The following is an 18,450-nucleotide window of genomic DNA, read 5'->3' as shown; positions in this document are numbered from 1 at the left end:
GTGTACACGCACAGACACCAACCGGTAGCCCACACGTGTTTTATATACTCCGGACGACCAAGGTACGGGCGTGCAAGTGAGGGAGTTCCCGGTCCTCGGCGACGAGGACGAACGGACCGTCGAGGCGTTCGCCACGGGACTCGACCGCGAGGCAGCACGCGTTCTCGCCTATCTGGTCGGGCGCGAGGACTCCGACCGCTTCGCCGGCGACGTCGCTTCCCGTCTCGCCGTTCGCGTCGGCGTCGACTTGGGACGGGGGCGCGTCTCGGACGTGCTGTCGACGCTCACCGACCTCGGCCTCGTCGTGGAGACGACCGTCGACAGCGAGGCCCCCGGTCGCCCGCCGAAGGGGTGGCGTGCCGACGCCGACCGCGACCGGACGCTCGCTCGCGTCAGGCGCTTCCACGCCGAGGCACTGCTCGAACGGGCGGCGACCGTCGCCGCGACGCTCGGCGACGACGTCGACGTCGACCCGTCGGGGTCGACCGTCGACGCCGACTCCCTCGAGGTGGGCCTCAACTGGAATCCCAACGGCCTCCACGCTCCCCTGTTCGCGTCGACGTACGCCGACCACGGCGTCGACGTGACGTTCACCGGCTGTCGTGGGTCCCGTGCGGCTCTGTCGGCCGTGACCGACGGCGACGTCGACGTCGGTCTCACCGGCGCGGCCACGCTCCTCCGCGGGCACGCCGCCGGCCACGACCTGGTGCCTCTGTCGCTGTACTACCAGCGCGCGATGGTCGTCCTCTACACCACCCGATCGGCGTTCGGCGGCCCGCTCCGCAGCGTCGAGGACGTCCGCGGTCGTCGGGTCGCGATGCCCCAGGGCTCGGAGACCGGCGCGCTCGGGCGTCTCTTCCTCTCGCAGGCCGGCGTCGTCGACGACGTGACCGTCGTCCCGGCGAAAGGCGAGGAGCGGACGGCCCTCCTCGACGGGGACGCCGACGTGGCGACCGGCGTGTTCACCGATCCGCTGGAACTCGAGTCGGAGGGCCACGACGTCGACTCGGTGTTGGTGGCCGACCACTTCCCGGTCCCCGGTCCCGCCTTCGTCGTCCGTCGCGAGACGCTCCGTGACCGCCCGGCCGCGCTTCGGAGCTTCCTCCAGGGGACGATGGGCGGGTGGACCGACGCGACGGTCGACCCCGAGTCGGCCGTCGAGTGTCTCGACGGTCGTGGTGACGACGCGCCGGCGGCCGAGCAGTACAAACTGGAGCAAGCGCTCGACCGCTTCGCCGGCGGCGACGCCGTCGAGAAACACGGCTGGGGCTGGCACTCCCCGGAGACGTGGCAACGGCTCAGAATCGCACTCGGACAGGCGGACGTGTTGGACCAATGATCAGTGTCGAGAACCTGTCGGTCACCTACGGCGACCTGTGCGCGCTCGACGACGTCTCCCTCGACATCGACGACGGCGAGTTCGTCACGGTCGTCGGCCCCTCGGGCTGTGGCAAGACCACGCTGTTGCGGGCCATCGGTGGCCTGGAGTCGCCGACGACCGGCCGCGTCAGCGTCGACGGCGACACCCCCGAGGCCGCACAGTCGGCCGCCCGACTCGGCTTCGTCTTCCAGGATCACACCCTCCTCCCGTGGAAGACGGCACTCGAGAACGTCACCTTCCTCCGGAAGATGGCGGGGAAGGACCCGGACCCCGAGGGCGCACGCGACCTCCTGTCGACGACCGGGCTCGACGGCTTCGAGGACGCCCGCCCGTCGGAACTGTCGGGCGGGATGAAACAGCGCGTCGCCATCGCCCGTGCCATCCACCTCGGTGCCGACGTGTTGCTCATGGACGAACCGTTCGGCGAACTCGACGAGATCACCCGCGACGAGATGGGCGTCGAGATACTGCGCCTGTGGCGCGAGAACCGCAAGACCGTCGTGTTCGTCACCCACAGCGTGCCCGAAGCCGTCTTTCTGGCCGACCGCTGTCTCGTCGTCTCGGGGGACGCCACCGGCGCGACGACCGACGACGCGGCGGGTCGCATCGTCGGCGAGTTCGACGTCGACCTGCCCCGCCCACGCGACGAGTCGGTGTTCGGCTCCGAGGCGTTCGGGACGCAGGTTGCGCAGGTACGCCGCGCACTCCACGGCGACGAATGAGCGTCGCCGAACGGGTGCCCCTCCCCGACGTCGTCCTCCCCGTCTCGGGACTCGTCGTCGCCGTCGCCTGCTGGTGGGGACTGACCGTCGCCCTCGCGCTCCCGCCGTACGTCCTTCCCCCGCCCGCCGCCGTGGGTGCACGCCTCGCCGCCAACCCCGGGCTGTACCTCTCTCACGCCGTCGAGACGCTGGAGAAGATCGCCGTCGGCGGGGTCGCCGGCGTCACCGCCGGCTTCGTCCTCGCCCTCGCAGTCAGCGAGGTGTCGCTGCTCCGCCGGGCGATCTACCCCTACCTCGTCGCCGCGCGCGTCCTCCCGAAGATAGCCATCGCCCCGATCCTCCTCATCTACCTCGGCGTCGGCTTCGGGACGGCCGTCCTCTTCGTCGCCGTGATCGTCTTCTTCCCCGTCGTCGTCGGGACCGCGGCGGGGTTGGACCGCACGCCAGACGCCCACCTCGACCTGCTTCGGTCGATCGATGCCGACCCGATCCGGACCTTCCTCGCCGTCCGCCTCCCCCACGCGCTCCCGGACGTGTTTGCGGGCGTGAAACAATCCGTCACCCTCGCCGTCGTCGGAGCCGTCGTCGCGGAGTGGATCCTCTCGAACGACGGCCTCGGCTCGCTGATCCTCGTCGCCTCCGAGAACGTCCAAGTGGACGTGATGCTCGCGGCCCTCGCCGTTCTCCTCCCGATGGGCCTCCTCCTGTACGGCGGCGTGTCGCTCTGTTACCGCGTCGTCGCGTGGCAGTGACTATCCCCAGTCGAGCCGCCGTTCGACCGCGGCGGGCACGAGATAGAAGACGAGACCGAGTACGACGAGCGTCGCGAGCGCCGCGAAGGTGGAGCTCGTCTCTAGGTACTCCGCGCTGTCGAACAACCGGTAGCCGATTCCGGACTGGAGGGTGAGGAACTCCGCGACGACGGTACCGACGACCGAGAGCGCCGCCGCGAGTTTCACTCCCGCGAAGACGCTCGGCGCGGCCGCGGGCACCCGGACCCTGAGGAAAGCCCGGGCCGGCGGTGTGTCGACCGATCTGGCCAGATCGGTGTACTCCCGGGGGACCGCCCGGAGGCCGTCGACCGACGCCACGGCGACGGGGAACACCGTCATCGTCGTCACGAGGAGCGCCCGCGAGAGGAGGCCGTCGCCGATCCAGAGGAAGACAAGCGGAGCGATGGCGATCAGCGGGGCGATACGGAGTGCGACCAGATAGGGGTGGAACACGGCGCTTGCGGTCCGCGAGCCGACCATCGCAAAGGCGAGTCCGAGGCCGACGACGACCCCGCCCGCGAGGCCGAGGCCGGCGGTCAGCGCCGTGGTCGCCGCGGCCGCGAGCAGCGCCCCCCGACCCGCGACGCCCGCCGCCACCACGTCGGCGGGCGACGGCAGGATCACCGACGGGACGCCGCTTTCCGTCACGTACCACTGCCAGCAGGCGACGACGGCGACGAAGACGAGGGCCGGCGGCCAGACCCGCGCCGAGAGCCGCCGGAGACGCCCTGCGCTCACCGCCGGCGTCCCGACCCCTGGGAGGCGCTCGTCGGAGGTCGACATCAGACTGCGTCGATGTACGACCCGATGTACTCGTACTCCGTGTCGAGATACTCGTTGGTCCAAACCGACTTGAGGTCGACCTCGCCGTCGAGGGCGTCGGTGTCGGCGAGGGCGTCGTGGACGACCCCCCACGGTTCGCTCTCGCTCCACCCCCAGCCGTGTTCGGCCACCGCGTCGCCGGTCATGAACTCCGCGGCCATGGTCTCCCACTTCCGCCGTTGCTGATCGCGCGACTCCTCGAGGACGCCGTTGGCGTCGATCAGTGCGTCGGTCGCCTCGCCGGGGTTCGACTGCGCCCACGCGGCCCCGCGTGCCGTCGCCCGGAGGAACGCCCGGACAGCGCCGGCGTTCTCGGCCGCCCATTCTCGCTCGGCCGCCACCACGTGGCCGTAGGAGGGCACCGTGTCGCCGACGGCGATGCTGTCGACGGTGTAGTCCTGTGCCTCGGCGCTGATGGCGTCGCCGAAGACGCCGCCCGCGGCGTCGATCTTCCCCGAGAGCAACTGTTGGACGGTGTCGTAGCCGGTGTCGACCATCTCCACGTCGTCGCGGATCCCCGCGTCCTCTAGGAGGAGCGTCGTGAGTACCCGAACCATCCCCGGACCGGTGCCGACGGTCTTGCCCGCGAGTTGGTCGACGCTCGTCAGTTCGCCGCCGAACGTCTCCCGGGTCGAGAACACCACCGCCGGACTCTTCTGCATCACCACACCCACCGACTGTGGCGAGAGGCCGCGGCTGTTGATGTTCACCACCTGATCGCTGCTGCTGATCGCGAACTCGACGTTACCCAGTCCCGCCTGCTTCGCGGAGAACGTCGAGCCCTCGCCGCTCTCGATGGCGGAGAGCGACAGCCCTTCCTCGTCGTAGAACCCGTTCGCCTTCGCGGCGAAGTAGGGGGCGTGGAGGCCGCTTGGCTTCCAGTTGAGCAGCAGCGAGTGATCACCCGAAATCGGTGTGCCCGTCATCGTCCCGGTCGATCCCGTCGCTCCGGAGTCGGCGCTCGACTCGGGCTCGGGGTCGCTCCCGGCGTTGGAGCCCCCACCGAGACAGCCGGCCAACCCCGCCACACCCGTCGCACCGGCGCCCACGAGGAACCGTCGTCTCGTCGATGTCCGTCTCATGGGCGGCTATCAGGAGACGACCAGTATAAGAATTCCGGTGAAACGTTTATTAATTAACGCCGATCTTGTCCTCCGGCGGCGACCACTCGAACTCGAGTTCGAGTTCCAGTTGGCGGTGGGTCTCGCCGACGAACTCCACTTCGACCTCGATCGGTTCGTCGAACTCGAAGGGAATCTCCCACTCGTCGGTGGAGATGGTGAGCCGCGGTTCGTCCTCGATCTGGTCGGCCAGATCGCGGAGGAACGCCGCGGTCGACTCCCGGGAGAGTCGCACCTCCCGTTCGAAGTAGCCGTCGGTGACGGTTCGGGTGCCGTCGTTTGCGTCCGGCAGGTCGGCCATAGGCGGTGTATGAAGTAGCGGAGTATAAGGGTGTGCGTTCCAAAGACACGGCAACCGATGTCTCTGTTCGACGTTCTCGGGAGCAAGGCACGCCTGCAGATCATTCGCGAACTGGCGACCGAGCCCCGATACGTCTCCGAACTCGCCGACCGCGTCGGCATGGACGGCAAGACCGCCGTCCACCACCTCTCGACGCTCGAAGAGGCGGGGATCGTCGAGAGCTACCGGACCAGCCGACGGAAGTACTACCGGCTGACCAAGCGGATCGAACTCCGGGCGTCGCCCGAACCCGACCCCATGTTCCTCCTGCACGCGGACGACGTCGAGGAGGCCAAATCGTCGTCGGACTGACGCTTCGGCCGGGATTCCGCCGCGTGTATAATAATTCAACGTACGCCGATACCCACGTACCAACCTACATAATAGTCCACTTCTTTCGACGTCCCATGGTTCGAAAGCGGATGGTTGTCGGTATCGTGTTGTTACTGTCGCTCGTCGTCGCCTCGCCGGCGGCGTCCGCCGTCGCGGACGACCTCGGGGCGAGCGGTCCCGTCGACCCCGTCGGCGCACAGGAGGGCGGCGAGGCGGGCGAAGAGGGTGAAGAGGAGGAGGGCGGCATCGAGGGTGCCATCGAGGGCTTCATCGAGGCCCAGGGGACCATCGGTGCCGCGTTCGTCTTGCTCGGCGGCATCGTGTTACTGACCGCCTCGACGGAGAAGCTCATCAGCTACCTCGCCCGCGCGTCGATCAACATGAAGATGTCGCTGTTCGCGCTCGCGATCGTCTTCACCGGCTTCGAGTTCGACGACACGATCCTCGCGCTGGTGCTCTCGAGTGGCGGGCTGGAACAGGCCGCCCTCGGGACGGCGCTCGGCACCGGGTTGGCGATCATCGGCATCACGCTCGCGCTGGCGGCGATCATCAAGCCGTTCCCGGTGAATCTGCCGACCGACTACATCGTCATCTTCGCGCTCTCGCCGCTGATCCTCGTTCCGTTCGTGTTGCTCGGAACGCTCACGTTCATCCACGGACTCGTCCTGACGGCCTTCTTCGTGTTCGCCTTCGGCTACTTCATCCTCCGGGAGCGCCAGCGTGATATTCCGGTGTTCCGTGACACGGAACTCGGGAAGGAACTCCAACCCGACGGCGGCGTGGCCCGCCCCCAGTCGATGGACGAGATCCCGGAGGACCGCATCCTCGGCGACCTCGCCGACTCCGGGATCATGTGGATCGTCCTCTCTATCGTCGCGCTCGTCGGCATCGTCTTCGCCGCCATGTTGCTCGAAGGCGGCTCCGAGGTCGTCATCGAGGGCTTCGGTATCTCCGAGACCGTCTTCGGCGCGACCTTCCTCACCCTCCTGCTGACCGGTGAGGACCTCCTGCTCACCATCGAACCGGTTCGGCGTGGCTTCCCGGAGATCGGCGTCGGCAACGTCATCGGCAGCGTGCTGTTCTCGGTGACCGGCAACATCGGCGTCATCATGTACCTCAGCGAGGTGGCCATCTCGCCGTCCGTGCTGACCTTCCACCTCCCGGCGATGATCATCGTCACCGTCCTGGCCGCGTACTTCTTCTACCAGGGGGAAATGAAGCGCTGGCACGGCTACCTGCTCGGCGGCCTCTACGTCGCCTACTGGGTCATCGCACTCGTCGTGTACAGCGGGGTGCCGATCGGCGAGTAACGGACGACCCCACAGTCGGGCTGTTCGACTCTTTTAGACCAGGAAGTTCGCGCCCCAGTACGCCACGTACGAACCCAGGAGCACGACCCCAGTCGGCCGGTCGACTTTCCCCCGGAGGAAGGCGACGGTCACGATGCCCAGCGTCAGGAAGAAGAAGGGCCAGTGGACCGTCAGCACCGTCCCCGTCGTGTCGAGGGGGCGGACCATCGCGATCAGGCCGGCGTTCGCGCTGACGAAAAAGAGCATACTCCCGACGACGTTGCCGACGCCGATTTCGGGGCGCCCCCGCCGGACCGGTTCGACGGTCAGGAACAGTTCCTCGAGCGACGCGATGAAGCTCATCACCGTCGCGCCGAAGGCGAGGCCGGTCACACCCAGCAACGTGAGGAGGTCTTCTGCCCCCGAGACGGCGAGTTCCGACCCGACCGTCATGCCGACGGCCGCCAGAATCGCGATCCCGACGAACGCCGGCCCCTCGTACCGCTCGGGGACGCGCTCCTCGACGAAGTCGTCCACGTCCAGATCCAGATCGAAGTCGAACCACTCCTCGTCCTCGTCGACGCCGAGTTCCCCCCGTTCGCGCGCTCGTTCCCTGATCTCGACGTCCTCGGCCGAGAGGTACTGCCGCTCGGTCGACCGTTCCAGCAGGTAGACGATGGCGAGGTAGGGGACGAACGTCGCGGTGAGGACGATACCGTCGAACCGGGAGAGCGTCCCGTCGAGGGCTAGGCCGAAAAAGAGGAACGGGGCGAGGGTCATCAGCCCGAGGTAGTTCCGGGGAACCTCCGTCTCGAAGGGGACGAGTACCCCCGCGATGCCGACGGCGGCTCCGAGGATGAACAGCGCCTCGCCGAAGACGGTCCCGAGCGCGAGGTCGGGCAGTTCGTCGGCCGCGGCCACGATGCCGAGCACTACGTTTTCGAGGTCGGTCCCGGCGAGGACGACGGTGAGGAAGAAGCCCGAGACCCCGAGCGCCAACGCACCCTCGGCGACGGCCTCGATGAACGTCTCGACGCTCACGACGACGATGGCGACGCCGGCCAGAAACAGCACGACCGAAATCAGCTCCCCCGACAGTCCCAGTACCATGTCGTTTCCGATGGGGCCCCCACCGCCACATAAAATCCCCGCCCTAGAGGTTCGAGGCGTGGTCGCCGCCGTCGACGGGGACGGCAGCGCCGTTGACGTAACTCGCCCGGTCCGAACAGAGGAAGGCGACCACGTCGCCGAACTCCTCGGGTTGGCCGATCCGCCCCATCGGGTTGCCGGCGCTCCACTCCGCGACCCCCGTCTCGTAGTCGGGGTAGTCGCCGCGTTCGACGCCCTGTTCGACGAGTTCCTCGATCCGCGGCGTCTCGTGAGTGCCCGGCAACACCGTGTTGGCTCGCACCTCGGGCGCGAGTTCCGTCGACAGCGTCTTCTCCAGACCGACGACGCTCATCCGCACCGAGTTCGACAGCACGAGCGAGTCGATGGCCTCCTTGACGCTTCCCGAGGTGATGGTGGTGACCGTCCCCCCGCCGTCGCGCAGGTGCGGGGTCGCCTCCCGAACCAGCCGCACGACGCTCATCACCAGCAAGTCGAAGGCGTCGTACCAGTCCCCGTCGTCGGTGTCGAGGAAGGCCCCGCTCGGCGGGCCGCCGGCACTCGTCACCAGGTGGTCGAGGCCGCCGAACGCCTCGACGGTCCGGTCGACCAGACGTGTCACGTCCTCGGGATCGGTGAGGTCGCCCCGGACGCCGACCACCTCGCCGGTCGCCCTCTCGCGGACGTCGGCTACGGCCGCGTTGAGTCGGTCGGGATCGCGACCGTTGACGACGACGTCCGCGCCCTCGGCCGCGAGCGCCGTCGCCGAGGCCTTCCCCAGTCCACTGCTTGACGCCGATACTAGTGCTGCGTCGCCGTCGAGTCCGAGATCCATACCCCGATGTGCCCCTGCGCTCCCCAAAGAGTCACCGGAGGCGGAAATCCGTCGCACGTGGCTCCCGAACCGTTAAAGGCCGTCCGCTCCCCCATCGCGGACATGAACGAGGACGCCGTGGGCCGATCGGCCGCCCCTACGACCACACACCACCGCCGCCGGAGGGTCGGATGAGCCTCATCGCCGTCGTGGAGATAGACCACCCCGACCTCGCCCTGACCCCGACGATCCGGTCGACCGACGCGTCGGTTCAGGTCGTCTCCCACACCGCGACCGACCCCGAGACGGGGATGTTCTTCTTCCTCGTCGAGACGGACGACTTCCCGGCGTTCGAAGCGTCACTGGAGAGCGACCACACCGTCGAGGCGTCGCTGCTCGTCGCCGAGGCGGCCACGACGCGGATCTACCGCCTCCGGCACACGTCGGGCACGAAGTTGATCTCTCCCATCACCACCGAGATGGGTGGACTCATGCTCGAAGCCGAGGGCACCGACACGGGGTGGTCGGTTCGGATGCAACTCCCCGACCGCGAGACGCTCGGCGGCCTCTGGGAGTTCTGTGACCGGGAGGATATCGAGTTCCACATCGACCACATCTACAGCCTCGACGACGTCTCCGTCGACGGCGTCGGCTTGACCGACGCCCAGCGTGACGCCCTCCTGGCCGCGTACGAGGCGGGGTACTTCGAGGAACCACGGGGGACGTCGCTCGAGGAGTTGGCCGCCGACCTCGACATCTCGCCCACCGCCGTCGGCGGCCGCATCCGACGGGGCACGTCGCGGCTCGTCGAGCGAACGCTCGTCGAGGAGTCATAAACGTCACAGGTGGGACACCCGTAGAGTGAGGTCGCTCCCCGAACACGTTCGACCATGGGCGCTGCTACCACGGACCGCGACGACGTCTACCACGTCCACCATGACGAGGGAGAACGGGTGAGCGAGGCCCTCGTCGCCGCCGTCGCCGCCCTCGACGACACGTCGCCGGATGACCTCCCACCGCTCGACGCCCGGATCAACGTGGAGGCCCTCGATTCCCTCTGGGAGACCGACTGCTCGGACCGACCCAGCGCCGGGTGTCTCACGTTCACCTACGGCGGCTACGTCGTGGTCGCCCGGAGCACCGGCACCGTGTTCCTCCGCGACGCGGACGCGACCGGATAGCGTCGCCGGGTCGCGGACGCGACCGCCCGAGCGCCGGCATTCGAATATATAGGTGTGATGAATGAGGGTGTCATAGAACAGTTCGCATACCAAAGAGCAGGGTGAACGCTGAGGTGGAATGAGTTCAGCGACCCTGCAAGATGATCCTTCGGTAGAATCGTTCTTCAATGCCGTGGAAACGGAGACGTTGGCGTTGTTCGAGCACCTCTCCTTCGAGTTTCTTGAAGGGTTCGACGTGTTCGCCCCGGCGGAGACGGGGCGAACACGAGATCTTGAGCCGCCCGAGATGATGCGTGGCTTTCTCCATTGCTATTACAAGAACATCTACGGTATCCGTCCGGTTGCACGAGAACTGAACAACACCGTTGTCTGGCTCAGCTGTAGCTTCGATCGACCGCCGTCGAGAGACGCGGTCGATCGATTCCTCACTGATCTTGAGCACGTTGTTGACCGGGTCTTCGACCATCTCGTCGAGCAGGCCGCCTTGCGGGGCCTGCTCGACTTGACGTATTCTATCGATTCAACCGACGTGAGAGCGATGCCCGCCGATCCAGACGCATCGAAGTGCTATGATCCAACCGATGACGAGTACTACTACGGCTACGGCTGCACGATCGTCTCAACCGGGCAAAAGATCCCGATTGCAGCCGAGTTCACCGAGAGCAAACAAGCACCAGAAGAGACGGCGATGCGCGTCACGCGTGACGCGCTCGCCGTCGGGAAACCGATGTGGATGCTTGGAGACAGTGCCTACGACACGCTCGACTGGCACGACCACCTGCTGGCCGCAGGGGTCGTGCCAGTCGCTCCGTACAATCCACGAAACACCGACGACCCGAAAGATATCGAGTACAGGGTAGAAGACCGCATTGAAAAACACAGCAACGACGTTCAGCTGAAGCAATCAACGCTAGACGAGACGTACAACCGCCGGAGTGGCGTCGAACGAACCAACGAATCAGTCAAGGGCTGCGGCCTCGGGCGAACGCACGCCCGAGGCCGCGTCCATGCACGAGCGCAGGTGTTCCTCGCGTTGTGTCTGCGCCTCGTCGTCGCAATCACCAACTACGAACGCGGAGACAATCCGGGAAGCACAATCATCACGGTGTGAGAAGAGTTCTATGACACCCTCAATTGGTATCAATACTGAACTGAAACAAATAGATGAGCGGCAGTGTCCGGACTGTGGTGTCCAGGTGGCGAAAACGGCGGTAACCGCCGAAGGAATCGGCGACCTCTACGTTGAAACCGATAGAGAGGGTGGTGTACTGGAGCGCCTCGGCATCGGATACCAGACCTCACTCCACGCGTTCCTTTGCCGGAGTGTAGCCTGTCCAAGCTGTATGGCGACTTCTAACACTCAAAGAGCGACATGAAGAAACATCCGACCCCGAAACTCGGAACGAGCGGAGACGTGATCTGGCACCGGGTACTCGCGTATGTCACCGATTCGGTCCACATGGGGCTGATCTGGGGTGTGGCCGTGATCGCCGGGGTGGCTCTCGGTGATACCGGATTCCTTTTGCTGGTGTTCGTGGGGGTGGTCGCAACCTTGGTCTACGGCTTTTTGCTCGAGGGATTGTACGGGTACACGCCCGGAAAGTACCTGTTGGGGCTCGTCGTCGTCAGGTCGGATGGCTCCAACTGTACGGTTGGCGCGTCGATACTGCGAAACCTACTGTGGATCGTCGACGCACTTCCGACGGCGAATCTGGTTGCGATGGTGCTGATGCTGGTTACCAACGACAACCAACGGGTCGGTGACCTCGTCGCAGACACGATTGTCGTGAAACGACAGTAGCCGAAAATTCTCAACAGCGGATAGGAACCGGCTGCTGAATATAGAGGGTGGCGTCAGCAACGTCTCGACAATCACATGTACATATACTAAAAACAGTACCGCTTGTACTGGAGAAAGAGCACGAGTTCAAAATACATACATGCGTAGTGGACACACTACGACTAATGGAAGACGACACGACTCTTCGAGAGAACGATAAACGCGGGCCTGGCTGGTATCGGACGCTCGTTGAGGGGGTGAATGATCTCGCGACAGTCGTCGATACCGACGGGACGATAACCTACGTCAGTCCGTCCGTCACACGGATTCTCGGCTACGATCCCGACGAATTGATCGGTCAGGAAGGATACGAGTTCGTCCATCCCGAGGATCGGGAACGAAACGCCGACGCGTTGGAGACCGTTCTCTCGGACCCTTCCGAATCCGAGACTGTCGAAGTCCGCTTCCGCCACGCTGACGGCTCGTGGCGCTGGATCGAAGCCACAATACGGAATCGACTCGACGACGACATCATCGATGGGATTCTGCTTAGCAGTCGGGATATCACCGAACGCAAGGGGTACGAGCTCGAATCCCAAGGGCTCGCCGAAGAGTACGAGGCCCTCTTGAACAACGTGGAGGATGCCATCTTTCTCATTAATGTCGAAGAAGGCGAAGATAATGTCCGATTTGAATTCGAACGCCTCAGTCCCTCTTACGAGCATCAAACCGGCATTACGATCGAAGAAGTGCAGGGCCAGACACCACGAGACGTATTCGGTGAGGAGCAAGGAACCGAGTTAGAAGCGAACTACCACCGCTGTGTCAACGCTGACGAACCTATCTCGTACCAAGAGGAACTCAGGGTCGGTGAAAGCGCACGCTTCTGGCAAACGAAGCTTGCACCGGTAGTCTCCGATGGTGAGGTAACTCGCCTCGTTGGGATCACCCGGAACGTGACTGAACGCGTCGAACGGGAGCGACAATTACGTCAGCAGAACGAGCGTCTCGAAGAGTTTGCGGGTGTTATTTCTCACGATTTGCGCAACCCGCTCAACGTCGCACAGGGTCGTGCAACGCTCCTCGCAGAGCAAACGGAAAGCGAGCATCTCGATCCACTCCTGCAGGCGATCGACCGGATGGAGACAATCGTTGAGGACACGTTGACGCTTGCTCGCCAAGGCGACACGATAAGCGAAACCGAGTCGATCAGTTTGACCAACCTCGTCGGGAAGTGCTGGGCAACAGTAGACACGGACGACGCAACTATCGAGATCGTCGACGAGATGACCTTCCAAGGCGATCCAGAGCGGTTACGGCACGTTTTCGAGAACCTGTTCCGGAACGCTGTTGAACACGGTGGGTCAGACGTGGCCGTCTGTGTCGGATCTCACGATGAAACGGGAATCTACGTTGAAGACGATGGACCAGGAATTTCAGTCGAACAGCGTGACGAAGTGTTCGAACCGGGGCAGTCGTCAGCACATGGTGGTACTGGTTTCGGGTTGACCATCGTAAAACGAATCGTGGAAGCACACGGCTGGGAACTGTCTGTAACCGATGGAACTGATGGTGGGGCACGATTCGAGTTCGAGATGGCGGGACAGGGAGAGTTCGCGTGAGTGTTTAGACACGGTCTGTGACCGATACATCGAAAAGTGCGGCCTCAACCACTGAGCGTAGCGTGTACGACATGAGCGCGCTGTATGCAGCACCAACTTGACGAACTACCCGACAGCCGTCAGTAGTAGTGTGCGAGATACAGAGCGTGAAGTCAGCAGAGCGGAATCGCTGAATCGCGCTAACAATCCCGATACACCTTTCATCATTGCATTTCAACTGTTAGCTATCTTATGAGATGGCTTGCTTTCGTGAGTACCACGATTAGAGGGATAGACCGCGACGATGTCGTCGGAGCGGGGATAGCGATCGTGATTATTAATATCGTCGGTGCGGTTCCGGCGATACTGGGCGGGCCGAGCACCGAGTGGTTCGAATCACTGACAAAACCCTCCTTGTTTCCGCCGACGTGGACCTTTGGGGTAGTCTGGACTATCCTGTTCACCCTGCTGGGTGTGGCTACGTACCTGGTGTACAGTCGAGGGTTAGACCGCCGGGACGTAAAGGTCGCCCTGGGACTGTTCGTCGTCCAGATGGCGTTCAATGTCGCCTGGACGCCGACTTTCTTCGCTTTCCAGAGCATCGGGCTGGCATTTGGGGTTATCCTCGGGCTCTTTGTCTTGCTGTTGCCCACCACGTGGGCGTTCGCACGCGTAGACCGTCGTGCCGCCGCAATGCTGATCCCCTACATCGCTTGGGTCGGCTTCGCAGCGATCCTGAACTACCAGTTTCTCCAACTGAACTGATCACGAGCGGACGGCACTGACCTAGATGTATACCGGAAACGAGGTGTGAGTCTTAGCTAAAGACGAATGCCTTCAGTTGTGTTTGCTGAATATGCGCGTTCTATTCAGCACGCCATTCTTATCAACTTCTGAGGGTTTCAACAGAGTCAGGTGCCGTTAGACGCCGTCCGGACGGGCGGCGTTCTCGTACTTGACCATCTTCTCGGGCTTATCGGCGATGGTGTCGTAGATTTGCTGGAGTGTCTCCTCCGCGGCGAGCAGATTGTGCGTCTCCAAGAACTCGCGGCCGTCTTCGGTGAGCCCGTAGAACTTCCACGGGTAGCCCTGTCGGCGCTGGTCGTCGTCCAGGGCAACCTCCTTGACGATGCCGGCGTCGATGAGCTTCTGGATATGCTTGTAGACGGTGGCATCGCTCACGCTGGGATTGAGCTCCTCGAGCTCGTACATCGAGGGCAACTGCTCGGGGTGCTGGAGAATGTTGTTGATCAGCGCGAACCGCGTCTGCTGAGTGACGAAATGCATGAGTTCCCGTGGTGCCGTGTTCTCACCGTTCCCAAGGCCATCGTCCATATTGGTGTGTTCAATCGAGTACGCCAAAGTAGTTTACCCCAGAGTAAACTACTACGCAGAAGCGACTGAGAAGCAAGACAGGAGCTTACACCTGTGGTGGAAGCTGACCATCTGGACGTGGGACTTGCCCCTGTTTGATTTCGTGATCGACGCGACGCATATGTTTGCAGCCACCGTCTGGAGCGCGCTGCTGCCAATCAGGACAGGTACAGGATTGCCCGATAATATCGACCTCGTATCGATTTCCGGACGCCGCTTCGACTTCGTAGCGACCACCCTTGACGAGTAGGGAGACGGTCATCGCTTCCTCGACAGCGCGTTTCGTTCGTGGCTCGAGATCATCGGCCGAGGTGGAGCCATTCGAGACGAGCATTCGGTCGCGAACGTCCCCTGTCTGTCCTCCGTCTGGAGCGACAGCGTCGTCAGTCTCCTGAATCCGGTTTTCCAAGAGCGCTTCCGCAAGGTTCCCCTCCGGCCAGAGAAAGTGGACTTCTCGTCGCTCTCGATGATCGTAGGAGCCACAGGCAGCGGCACTCCCTTCCCAGACTCGCCATGCTCCCAGCGCGGTCATCACGGTGAGGATGACCCGGGGAACCGGTGTTTGGTCCTCAGGGTAGAACACTCGAAAGCGCGTACAGTCGTCCTGTGGCGGTACTGTGTCCCATCACTCGACGTCGGACCCTCAACTGTCGTACATCGCTTGATCTCGGCCGTATCCGACTGTCACGCCATCGACCTGCGGGACCTCCTCGGGGATCGAGTTGGCATCGCCTTCGAGAAGTCGGAGTACGGCATACCGGAGATACTCGTGTGCAGGGGAATCCTTGTGGCTTTGGCGACCTGGTCGTACTGTTCTGCAACCCGCTCAGCTTCTACCAGAACAGCTCTAAGATGTCGCTCTGTCATGATTCGGTGAAGGCTGGAATGCGCCTCCGCCCCTCGACGGACGCTCAAAAACGTAACCAACGCACCAGCCATAGATCCCAGATTGTTGGTTAAACCCCCAGAGTTCCGGATGCGGCACCCATCGGCCATCGACACCGATATCGGCCGTTGCCTACGACGATCCCTGTTGGGAGATCGCCGTATCCAACTGTTCCCAGACCATCTCGAACGCCGGCGGATCACCGGTCAGGTCCGGCAGCGTGGTCTCCCACTGGTGGCGGATCGTCTCTTGTTGCTCGTCCTGGAGTCCGTCGTTCAGATCAACGGTGAGCCCATCGTGTTTACACTTCGCGTCGAAAGCGGGCCCCACGTCGGCAAAGTTGATGGTGACCGAATCGGTTTCGAGCAGCTGATAGAGGTCGTAGTAGTCACGGGCGGCTCCGCGCTGGTAGATCGCTCGGAGCTTTTCGGCGAAGATCTCCTCGACGCTGTACGCCTGGAGATCGAATTCGGGCACATCTTCGTGCGCGTGAGTGTGCTGAACGGGGTCGAAGGCGACGTGCTCGTCGACCATCACGTCGATGCTGGTCGTGTTGGGGTGGTTGAGGACGGCGCGGTACTGATACGGTCGTGCGAAAGTATTTACTACAGTAGTCGTATTCTCTCGTAATGGGCCGGCTGGACGATATTACTCTGGAAGAACTCCACGAGTTACGTGAGCAAACGGAAGGAGAGATCCCGCGAGAACGTGTTCTCGCGGCGATCGGCCGGAAGCAGGGTGATGAAATCGACAGACTCGCCGAACGCCACGATGTTGTCGAGAAAACGATCCGCAATTGGCTCGATCGGTTCGACGAAGAACCGATCGAGCAGGCACCCTACGACCAGTCTCGACCTGGACGGCCCTCGAAACTTGCAGACAATCAGCGCGAGGAGTTGTTCGATCATCTGCAAGAGCCACCAACTGAGCGGGGCTACGATCAGCAAGCGTGGTCAACGAAGCTCCTGTTACACCACGTTAGAGAGGAGTATGATGTCGAATACAGCAAGGGTCATGGACGAAAGTTGATGGGGAAGGCCGGGCTGTCCTGCCGGACAGCACGGCCGCGCAATCACGAAGCTGACACAGAGAAAGAGGCCGAATTTCAACAGACAGTTCAAAAAAACGACCTGAACTGACCGAGAAAACCGTTGTTGTCGTCGATCAGTTTACCAAACGCGTCGGCACTGTTCAACGCCGTGGCTGGTACCCGATTGGGTCAAATCCGACGATAGAGACATCGAACTCATGGGATAAGGTGACAGTGCTTGGCGCTGTCACCGACGACGGTGACAGCTTCTACTGTTGGACCGAAGAGAATCTCACGTCAAAACAAGGCATTTGGCTGCTTGGTGCGCTCCAAGAGAAATTCGGTGAAGAACTGGTTGTGTTTCTTGACCGTGCTGGGTACTTCTACAACAGAGATCTCTGGGAGCATGTTAGTGATGAGCGCTCGACCGAGACTGTCGAAGACAGTTCGGTCGAGTGCGTGCGCGGAGATGAGGAAGGTGAAGAGCATCTCGATGTCTGGTACTTTCCGTCGAAATTGCCGGAACTCAACCCGATCGAAGGGTGCTGGGATCGACTCAACGAATGGTTCAAGCATCGTCTCATTCCTGATCTCTCAGCGCTAAAACAGCAGATTCAACGAGGACTCTCTACAGTGTCTGAACCGAATATCTGGAACTATCTCTGTCCATGAGTACCGGTAAAATTTAACGCACGACCGTATGAATGCTGATGTCGACGTAGTGGGTCGGGTAGTGGTCCTGCTGGGATTCGTGGTGCTCGCGAATCTCGAATTCGATGCCAGAGCGGTCGGCAATCGTATCGAGGACCGCTCGGAGCTCCTGTTTGGACCCCTGGTACTCCCCTTCGACGCCAAAATCGAGGTCTTCCGAGAATCGCCACGATTGCGGGAAATACAGCTTGGACAGCGCGGTCCCGCCTTTGAACAGGAGGTTGTCGCCGTAGCCGCTCGTGAAGATGCCCCAGAGGAGCCACGAATTAACGTAGTTCTTCTCGGCGTACCCTTGCCGAACGCCCAGTTCGCGAGCGAGAATCCGGAGCCGGTCCTGACTGATCATCGCGATCAGGACTCCGCCGACTCCAGCATGGCTGGCTCGACGTTGATTCGGAGGCGATACGTACTGTCGGTTGACCCGTTGTCGGGTCGCGTCGGGTCCAGCAACGAGTAGCCACTCGTGAACGACGCGACGAGTTCCTCGCGGGCGGGGAGGTCGATGCCGAGCTGGTCGGCGAGGTAGACGATCCGCTTGGTCGCCGCGCCGTTGTCGAGGCGCTCGAGGTACTCGCCGACCGTGTCCCAGTCGCAACCCCGTTCGTCGGCGGTGCGCATCGCGGTCGCAAGTTTCCGAAGACCACCACAGAACTCGGGGTGGTCCGCACAGTCGACCAGCGTCTTCTCCAGGTCGCTGACCTGAACGGTCGTGCCCTCGATGGATGTCGGCTCAAAGCCGAAGAACTTCCGCTCGGTGACTGTCGTGACGCGGTACGGGACGCCGTGGATCTCTCGGCTTTGCGCTCGGGTCGGCGTGACGACGTACACCGTCCGGGGGACCTGTTCAGTCAGCCCGTGGTGGCTGAGGGCGCTGTAGTAGCCGATGTACATCGGCTCGGCGACGTGGGCAGCGATGAGGTACTCGTGGGTCGTGTACACGGCCTCCTCGCCGGCTGTGAGTGGAATGATGAGATACGTGCCCGGGAAGAGCCGGTCGAGCCAGCCCTTCTCGGTGAGCCGGGAGGCGATCTCACGGGCGGTGTTTGGGGGGATCTCCAGTGTCGTCTCGATGTCGTCGACGGAGATGATCTGGTGACCCGCGCCAGCGAGTCGTGCAAGGAGTCGACTTTCTCGAGTCGAGAGACCCTGGCGTATATTTTGCGTTTGTTCTATGATACTTATACC

General features: G+C 63.0%; 21 protein-coding genes and 2 pseudogenes. 13 read left to right on the top strand and 10 right to left on the bottom strand.

Annotation, left to right across the window (positions count from 1 at the left end; genetic code table 11):
• Positions 1 to 70 precede the first annotated feature (70 nt).
• From NBT81_RS15490 to NBT81_RS15480, 3 genes are read left to right on the top strand one after another with little or no spacing between them, the layout of a single operon-like run.
• Positions 71 to 1,339, top strand: a complete 1,269-nt coding sequence (locus tag NBT81_RS15490; protein WP_338739738.1) for an ABC transporter substrate-binding protein — start codon at positions 71 to 73, stop codon at positions 1,337 to 1,339.
• The gene (locus NBT81_RS15485; RefSeq protein WP_338739737.1) at positions 1,336 to 2,103 is read left to right on the top strand and encodes an ABC transporter ATP-binding protein; all 768 of its coding nucleotides are present in this window, start codon (positions 1,336 to 1,338) and stop codon (positions 2,101 to 2,103) included. The genes NBT81_RS15490 and NBT81_RS15485 overlap by 4 nt, the downstream gene beginning before the upstream one ends.
• Entirely contained in the window at positions 2,100 to 2,855 is a 756-nt protein-coding gene (locus tag NBT81_RS15480) for an ABC transporter permease (protein ID WP_338739736.1), read from the top strand. The genes NBT81_RS15485 and NBT81_RS15480 overlap by 4 nt, the downstream gene beginning before the upstream one ends.
• Here the strand turns inward: NBT81_RS15480 and NBT81_RS15475 are convergent, their stop codons facing one another.
• The 3 genes from NBT81_RS15475 to NBT81_RS15465 are packed head-to-tail and all read right to left on the bottom strand — an operon-like array spanning position 2,856 to position 5,120.
• Positions 2,856 to 3,659, bottom strand: coding sequence for an ABC transporter permease (locus NBT81_RS15475; RefSeq protein ID WP_338739735.1), 804 nt, complete (start codon positions 3,657 to 3,659; stop codon positions 2,856 to 2,858). It lies immediately after the preceding gene.
• Complete coding sequence (locus NBT81_RS15470; RefSeq protein WP_338739734.1) at positions 3,659 to 4,780, bottom strand: ABC transporter substrate-binding protein; 1,122 nt, start codon at positions 4,778 to 4,780, stop codon at positions 3,659 to 3,661. The genes NBT81_RS15475 and NBT81_RS15470 overlap by 1 nt, the downstream gene beginning before the upstream one ends.
• Positions 4,781 to 4,829: 49 nt before the next feature.
• Entirely contained in the window at positions 4,830 to 5,120 is a 291-nt protein-coding gene (locus NBT81_RS15465) for an amphi-Trp domain-containing protein (protein ID WP_338739733.1), read from the bottom strand.
• A gap of 57 nt (positions 5,121 to 5,177) precedes the next feature.
• Between NBT81_RS15465 and NBT81_RS15460 the strand changes: the two genes are divergently transcribed.
• Together NBT81_RS15460 and NBT81_RS15455 are read left to right on the top strand one after the other, a co-directional pair.
• On the top strand, positions 5,178 to 5,471 hold the full coding sequence (locus NBT81_RS15460; protein WP_338739731.1) for a winged helix-turn-helix domain-containing protein: 294 nt from the start codon (positions 5,178 to 5,180) through the stop codon (positions 5,469 to 5,471).
• A gap of 95 nt (positions 5,472 to 5,566) precedes the next feature.
• Positions 5,567 to 6,802 carry a sodium:proton exchanger gene (locus NBT81_RS15455; RefSeq protein WP_338739730.1) on the top strand — a complete coding sequence of 412 codons (1,236 nt, stop codon included), beginning with the start codon at positions 5,567 to 5,569 and terminating at the stop codon, positions 6,800 to 6,802.
• Positions 6,803 to 6,835: 33 nt separating this feature from the next.
• Here NBT81_RS15455 and NBT81_RS15450 read toward each other — a convergent pair whose 3' ends face one another.
• A complete protein-coding gene (locus tag NBT81_RS15450; protein ID WP_338739729.1) occupies positions 6,836 to 7,891 on the bottom strand; it encodes a hypothetical protein in 1,056 nt (351 codons plus the stop codon).
• A gap of 43 nt (positions 7,892 to 7,934) precedes the next feature.
• Positions 7,935 to 8,723: an SDR family oxidoreductase gene (locus NBT81_RS15445; RefSeq protein WP_338739728.1), complete on the bottom strand. Its 789-nt coding sequence runs from the start codon at positions 8,721 to 8,723 to the stop codon at positions 7,935 to 7,937.
• 170 nt (positions 8,724 to 8,893) lie between these two features.
• On the opposite strand from NBT81_RS15445, the gene NBT81_RS15440 reads away from it, so the two are divergent.
• The 6 genes from NBT81_RS15440 to NBT81_RS15415 all read left to right on the top strand — a co-directional run bounded on the left by NBT81_RS15440 (position 8,894) and on the right by NBT81_RS15415 (position 14,029).
• Positions 8,894 to 9,538 (top strand): helix-turn-helix domain-containing protein, encoded by a 645-nt coding sequence (locus NBT81_RS15440; protein ID WP_338739727.1) that lies wholly within the window; start codon positions 8,894 to 8,896, stop codon positions 9,536 to 9,538.
• 54 nt (positions 9,539 to 9,592) lie between these two features.
• A complete protein-coding gene (locus NBT81_RS15435; protein ID WP_338739726.1) occupies positions 9,593 to 9,883 on the top strand; it encodes a HalOD1 output domain-containing protein in 291 nt (96 codons plus the stop codon).
• A gap of 118 nt (positions 9,884 to 10,001) precedes the next feature.
• Positions 10,002 to 10,994: a transposase gene (locus tag NBT81_RS15430; RefSeq protein ID WP_338738304.1), complete on the top strand. Its 993-nt coding sequence runs from the start codon at positions 10,002 to 10,004 to the stop codon at positions 10,992 to 10,994.
• A 261-nt stretch (positions 10,995 to 11,255) separates the two neighbouring features.
• Entirely contained in the window at positions 11,256 to 11,684 is a 429-nt protein-coding gene (locus NBT81_RS15425) for an RDD family protein (protein WP_338739725.1), read from the top strand.
• A gap of 164 nt (positions 11,685 to 11,848) precedes the next feature.
• Positions 11,849 to 13,285: a PAS domain S-box protein gene (locus NBT81_RS15420; protein ID WP_338739723.1), complete on the top strand. Its 1,437-nt coding sequence runs from the start codon at positions 11,849 to 11,851 to the stop codon at positions 13,283 to 13,285.
• 231 nt (positions 13,286 to 13,516) lie between these two features.
• Positions 13,517 to 14,029, top strand: coding sequence for a TspO/MBR family protein (locus NBT81_RS15415; protein ID WP_425498686.1), 513 nt, complete (start codon positions 13,517 to 13,519; stop codon positions 14,027 to 14,029).
• 156 nt (positions 14,030 to 14,185) lie between these two features.
• Here the strand turns inward: NBT81_RS15415 and NBT81_RS15410 are convergent, their stop codons facing one another.
• The 3 genes and pseudogenes from NBT81_RS15410 to NBT81_RS15400 form a co-directional block, all read right to left on the bottom strand.
• A complete protein-coding gene (locus NBT81_RS15410; RefSeq protein ID WP_338739720.1) occupies positions 14,186 to 14,599 on the bottom strand; it encodes a PadR family transcriptional regulator in 414 nt (137 codons plus the stop codon).
• 85 nt (positions 14,600 to 14,684) lie between these two features.
• Positions 14,685 to 15,505 (bottom strand): annotated as a pseudogene (locus NBT81_RS15405) (hypothetical protein).
• A gap of 151 nt (positions 15,506 to 15,656) precedes the next feature.
• A complete protein-coding gene (locus tag NBT81_RS15400; protein WP_425498685.1) occupies positions 15,657 to 16,061 on the bottom strand; it encodes a nucleotidyl transferase AbiEii/AbiGii toxin family protein in 405 nt (134 codons plus the stop codon).
• Between the two features lie 92 nt (positions 16,062 to 16,153).
• Here NBT81_RS15400 and NBT81_RS15395 point away from each other — a divergent pair, with 92 nt between their 5' ends.
• Positions 16,154 to 16,663, top strand: a complete 510-nt coding sequence (locus tag NBT81_RS15395) for a helix-turn-helix domain-containing protein (RefSeq protein ID WP_338739428.1) — start codon at positions 16,154 to 16,156, stop codon at positions 16,661 to 16,663.
• Positions 16,627 to 17,226, top strand: coding sequence for a transposase (locus NBT81_RS15390; protein ID WP_338742561.1), 600 nt, complete (start codon positions 16,627 to 16,629; stop codon positions 17,224 to 17,226). The genes NBT81_RS15395 and NBT81_RS15390 overlap by 37 nt, the downstream gene beginning before the upstream one ends.
• A 31-nt stretch (positions 17,227 to 17,257) precedes the next feature.
• Here NBT81_RS15390 and NBT81_RS15385 read toward each other — a convergent pair.
• Positions 17,258 to 17,611: pseudogene (locus NBT81_RS15385) on the bottom strand (nucleotidyl transferase AbiEii/AbiGii toxin family protein); the annotation flags it as partial.
• A gap of 5 nt (positions 17,612 to 17,616) precedes the next feature.
• A complete protein-coding gene (locus NBT81_RS15380; RefSeq protein WP_338742573.1) occupies positions 17,617 to 18,447 on the bottom strand; it encodes a type IV toxin-antitoxin system AbiEi family antitoxin domain-containing protein in 831 nt (276 codons plus the stop codon).
• Positions 18,448 to 18,450 lie beyond the last annotated feature (3 nt).

Source organism: Haloplanus sp. CK5-1 (genome assembly GCF_037201915.1).
Taxonomy (GTDB): domain Archaea; phylum Halobacteriota; class Halobacteria; order Halobacteriales; family Haloferacaceae; genus Haloplanus; species Haloplanus salilacus.
This window is presented reverse-complemented; position numbering and strand designations above follow the sequence as displayed.

Excerpts from the sequence above, each read along its gene's own strand:
- NBT81_RS15485 (WP_338739737.1), top strand. The coding sequence starts at position 1,336 with ATGATCAGTGTCGAGAACCTGTCGGTCACCTACGGCGACCTGTGCGCG.
- NBT81_RS15480 (WP_338739736.1), top strand. The coding sequence starts at position 2,100 with ATGAGCGTCGCCGAACGGGTGCCCCTCCCCGACGTCGTCCTCCCCGTC.
- NBT81_RS15475 (WP_338739735.1), bottom strand. The coding sequence starts at position 3,659 with ATGTCGACCTCCGACGAGCGCCTCCCAGGGGTCGGGACGCCGGCGGTG.
- NBT81_RS15470 (WP_338739734.1), bottom strand. The coding sequence starts at position 4,780 with ATGAGACGGACATCGACGAGACGACGGTTCCTCGTGGGCGCCGGTGCG.
- NBT81_RS15465 (WP_338739733.1), bottom strand. The coding sequence starts at position 5,120 with ATGGCCGACCTGCCGGACGCAAACGACGGCACCCGAACCGTCACCGAC.
- NBT81_RS15460 (WP_338739731.1), top strand. The coding sequence starts at position 5,178 with ATGTCTCTGTTCGACGTTCTCGGGAGCAAGGCACGCCTGCAGATCATT.
- NBT81_RS15455 (WP_338739730.1), top strand. The coding sequence starts at position 5,567 with ATGGTTCGAAAGCGGATGGTTGTCGGTATCGTGTTGTTACTGTCGCTC.
- NBT81_RS15450 (WP_338739729.1), bottom strand. The coding sequence starts at position 7,891 with ATGGTACTGGGACTGTCGGGGGAGCTGATTTCGGTCGTGCTGTTTCTG.
- NBT81_RS15445 (WP_338739728.1), bottom strand. The coding sequence starts at position 8,723 with ATGGATCTCGGACTCGACGGCGACGCAGCACTAGTATCGGCGTCAAGC.
- NBT81_RS15440 (WP_338739727.1), top strand. The coding sequence starts at position 8,894 with ATGAGCCTCATCGCCGTCGTGGAGATAGACCACCCCGACCTCGCCCTG.
- NBT81_RS15435 (WP_338739726.1), top strand. The coding sequence starts at position 9,593 with ATGGGCGCTGCTACCACGGACCGCGACGACGTCTACCACGTCCACCAT.
- NBT81_RS15430 (WP_338738304.1), top strand. The coding sequence starts at position 10,002 with ATGAGTTCAGCGACCCTGCAAGATGATCCTTCGGTAGAATCGTTCTTC.
- NBT81_RS15425 (WP_338739725.1), top strand. The coding sequence starts at position 11,256 with ATGAAGAAACATCCGACCCCGAAACTCGGAACGAGCGGAGACGTGATC.
- NBT81_RS15420 (WP_338739723.1), top strand. The coding sequence starts at position 11,849 with ATGGAAGACGACACGACTCTTCGAGAGAACGATAAACGCGGGCCTGGC.
- NBT81_RS15415 (WP_425498686.1), top strand. The coding sequence starts at position 13,517 with ATGAGATGGCTTGCTTTCGTGAGTACCACGATTAGAGGGATAGACCGC.
- NBT81_RS15410 (WP_338739720.1), bottom strand. The coding sequence starts at position 14,599 with ATGGACGATGGCCTTGGGAACGGTGAGAACACGGCACCACGGGAACTC.
- NBT81_RS15395 (WP_338739428.1), top strand. The coding sequence starts at position 16,154 with ATGGGCCGGCTGGACGATATTACTCTGGAAGAACTCCACGAGTTACGT.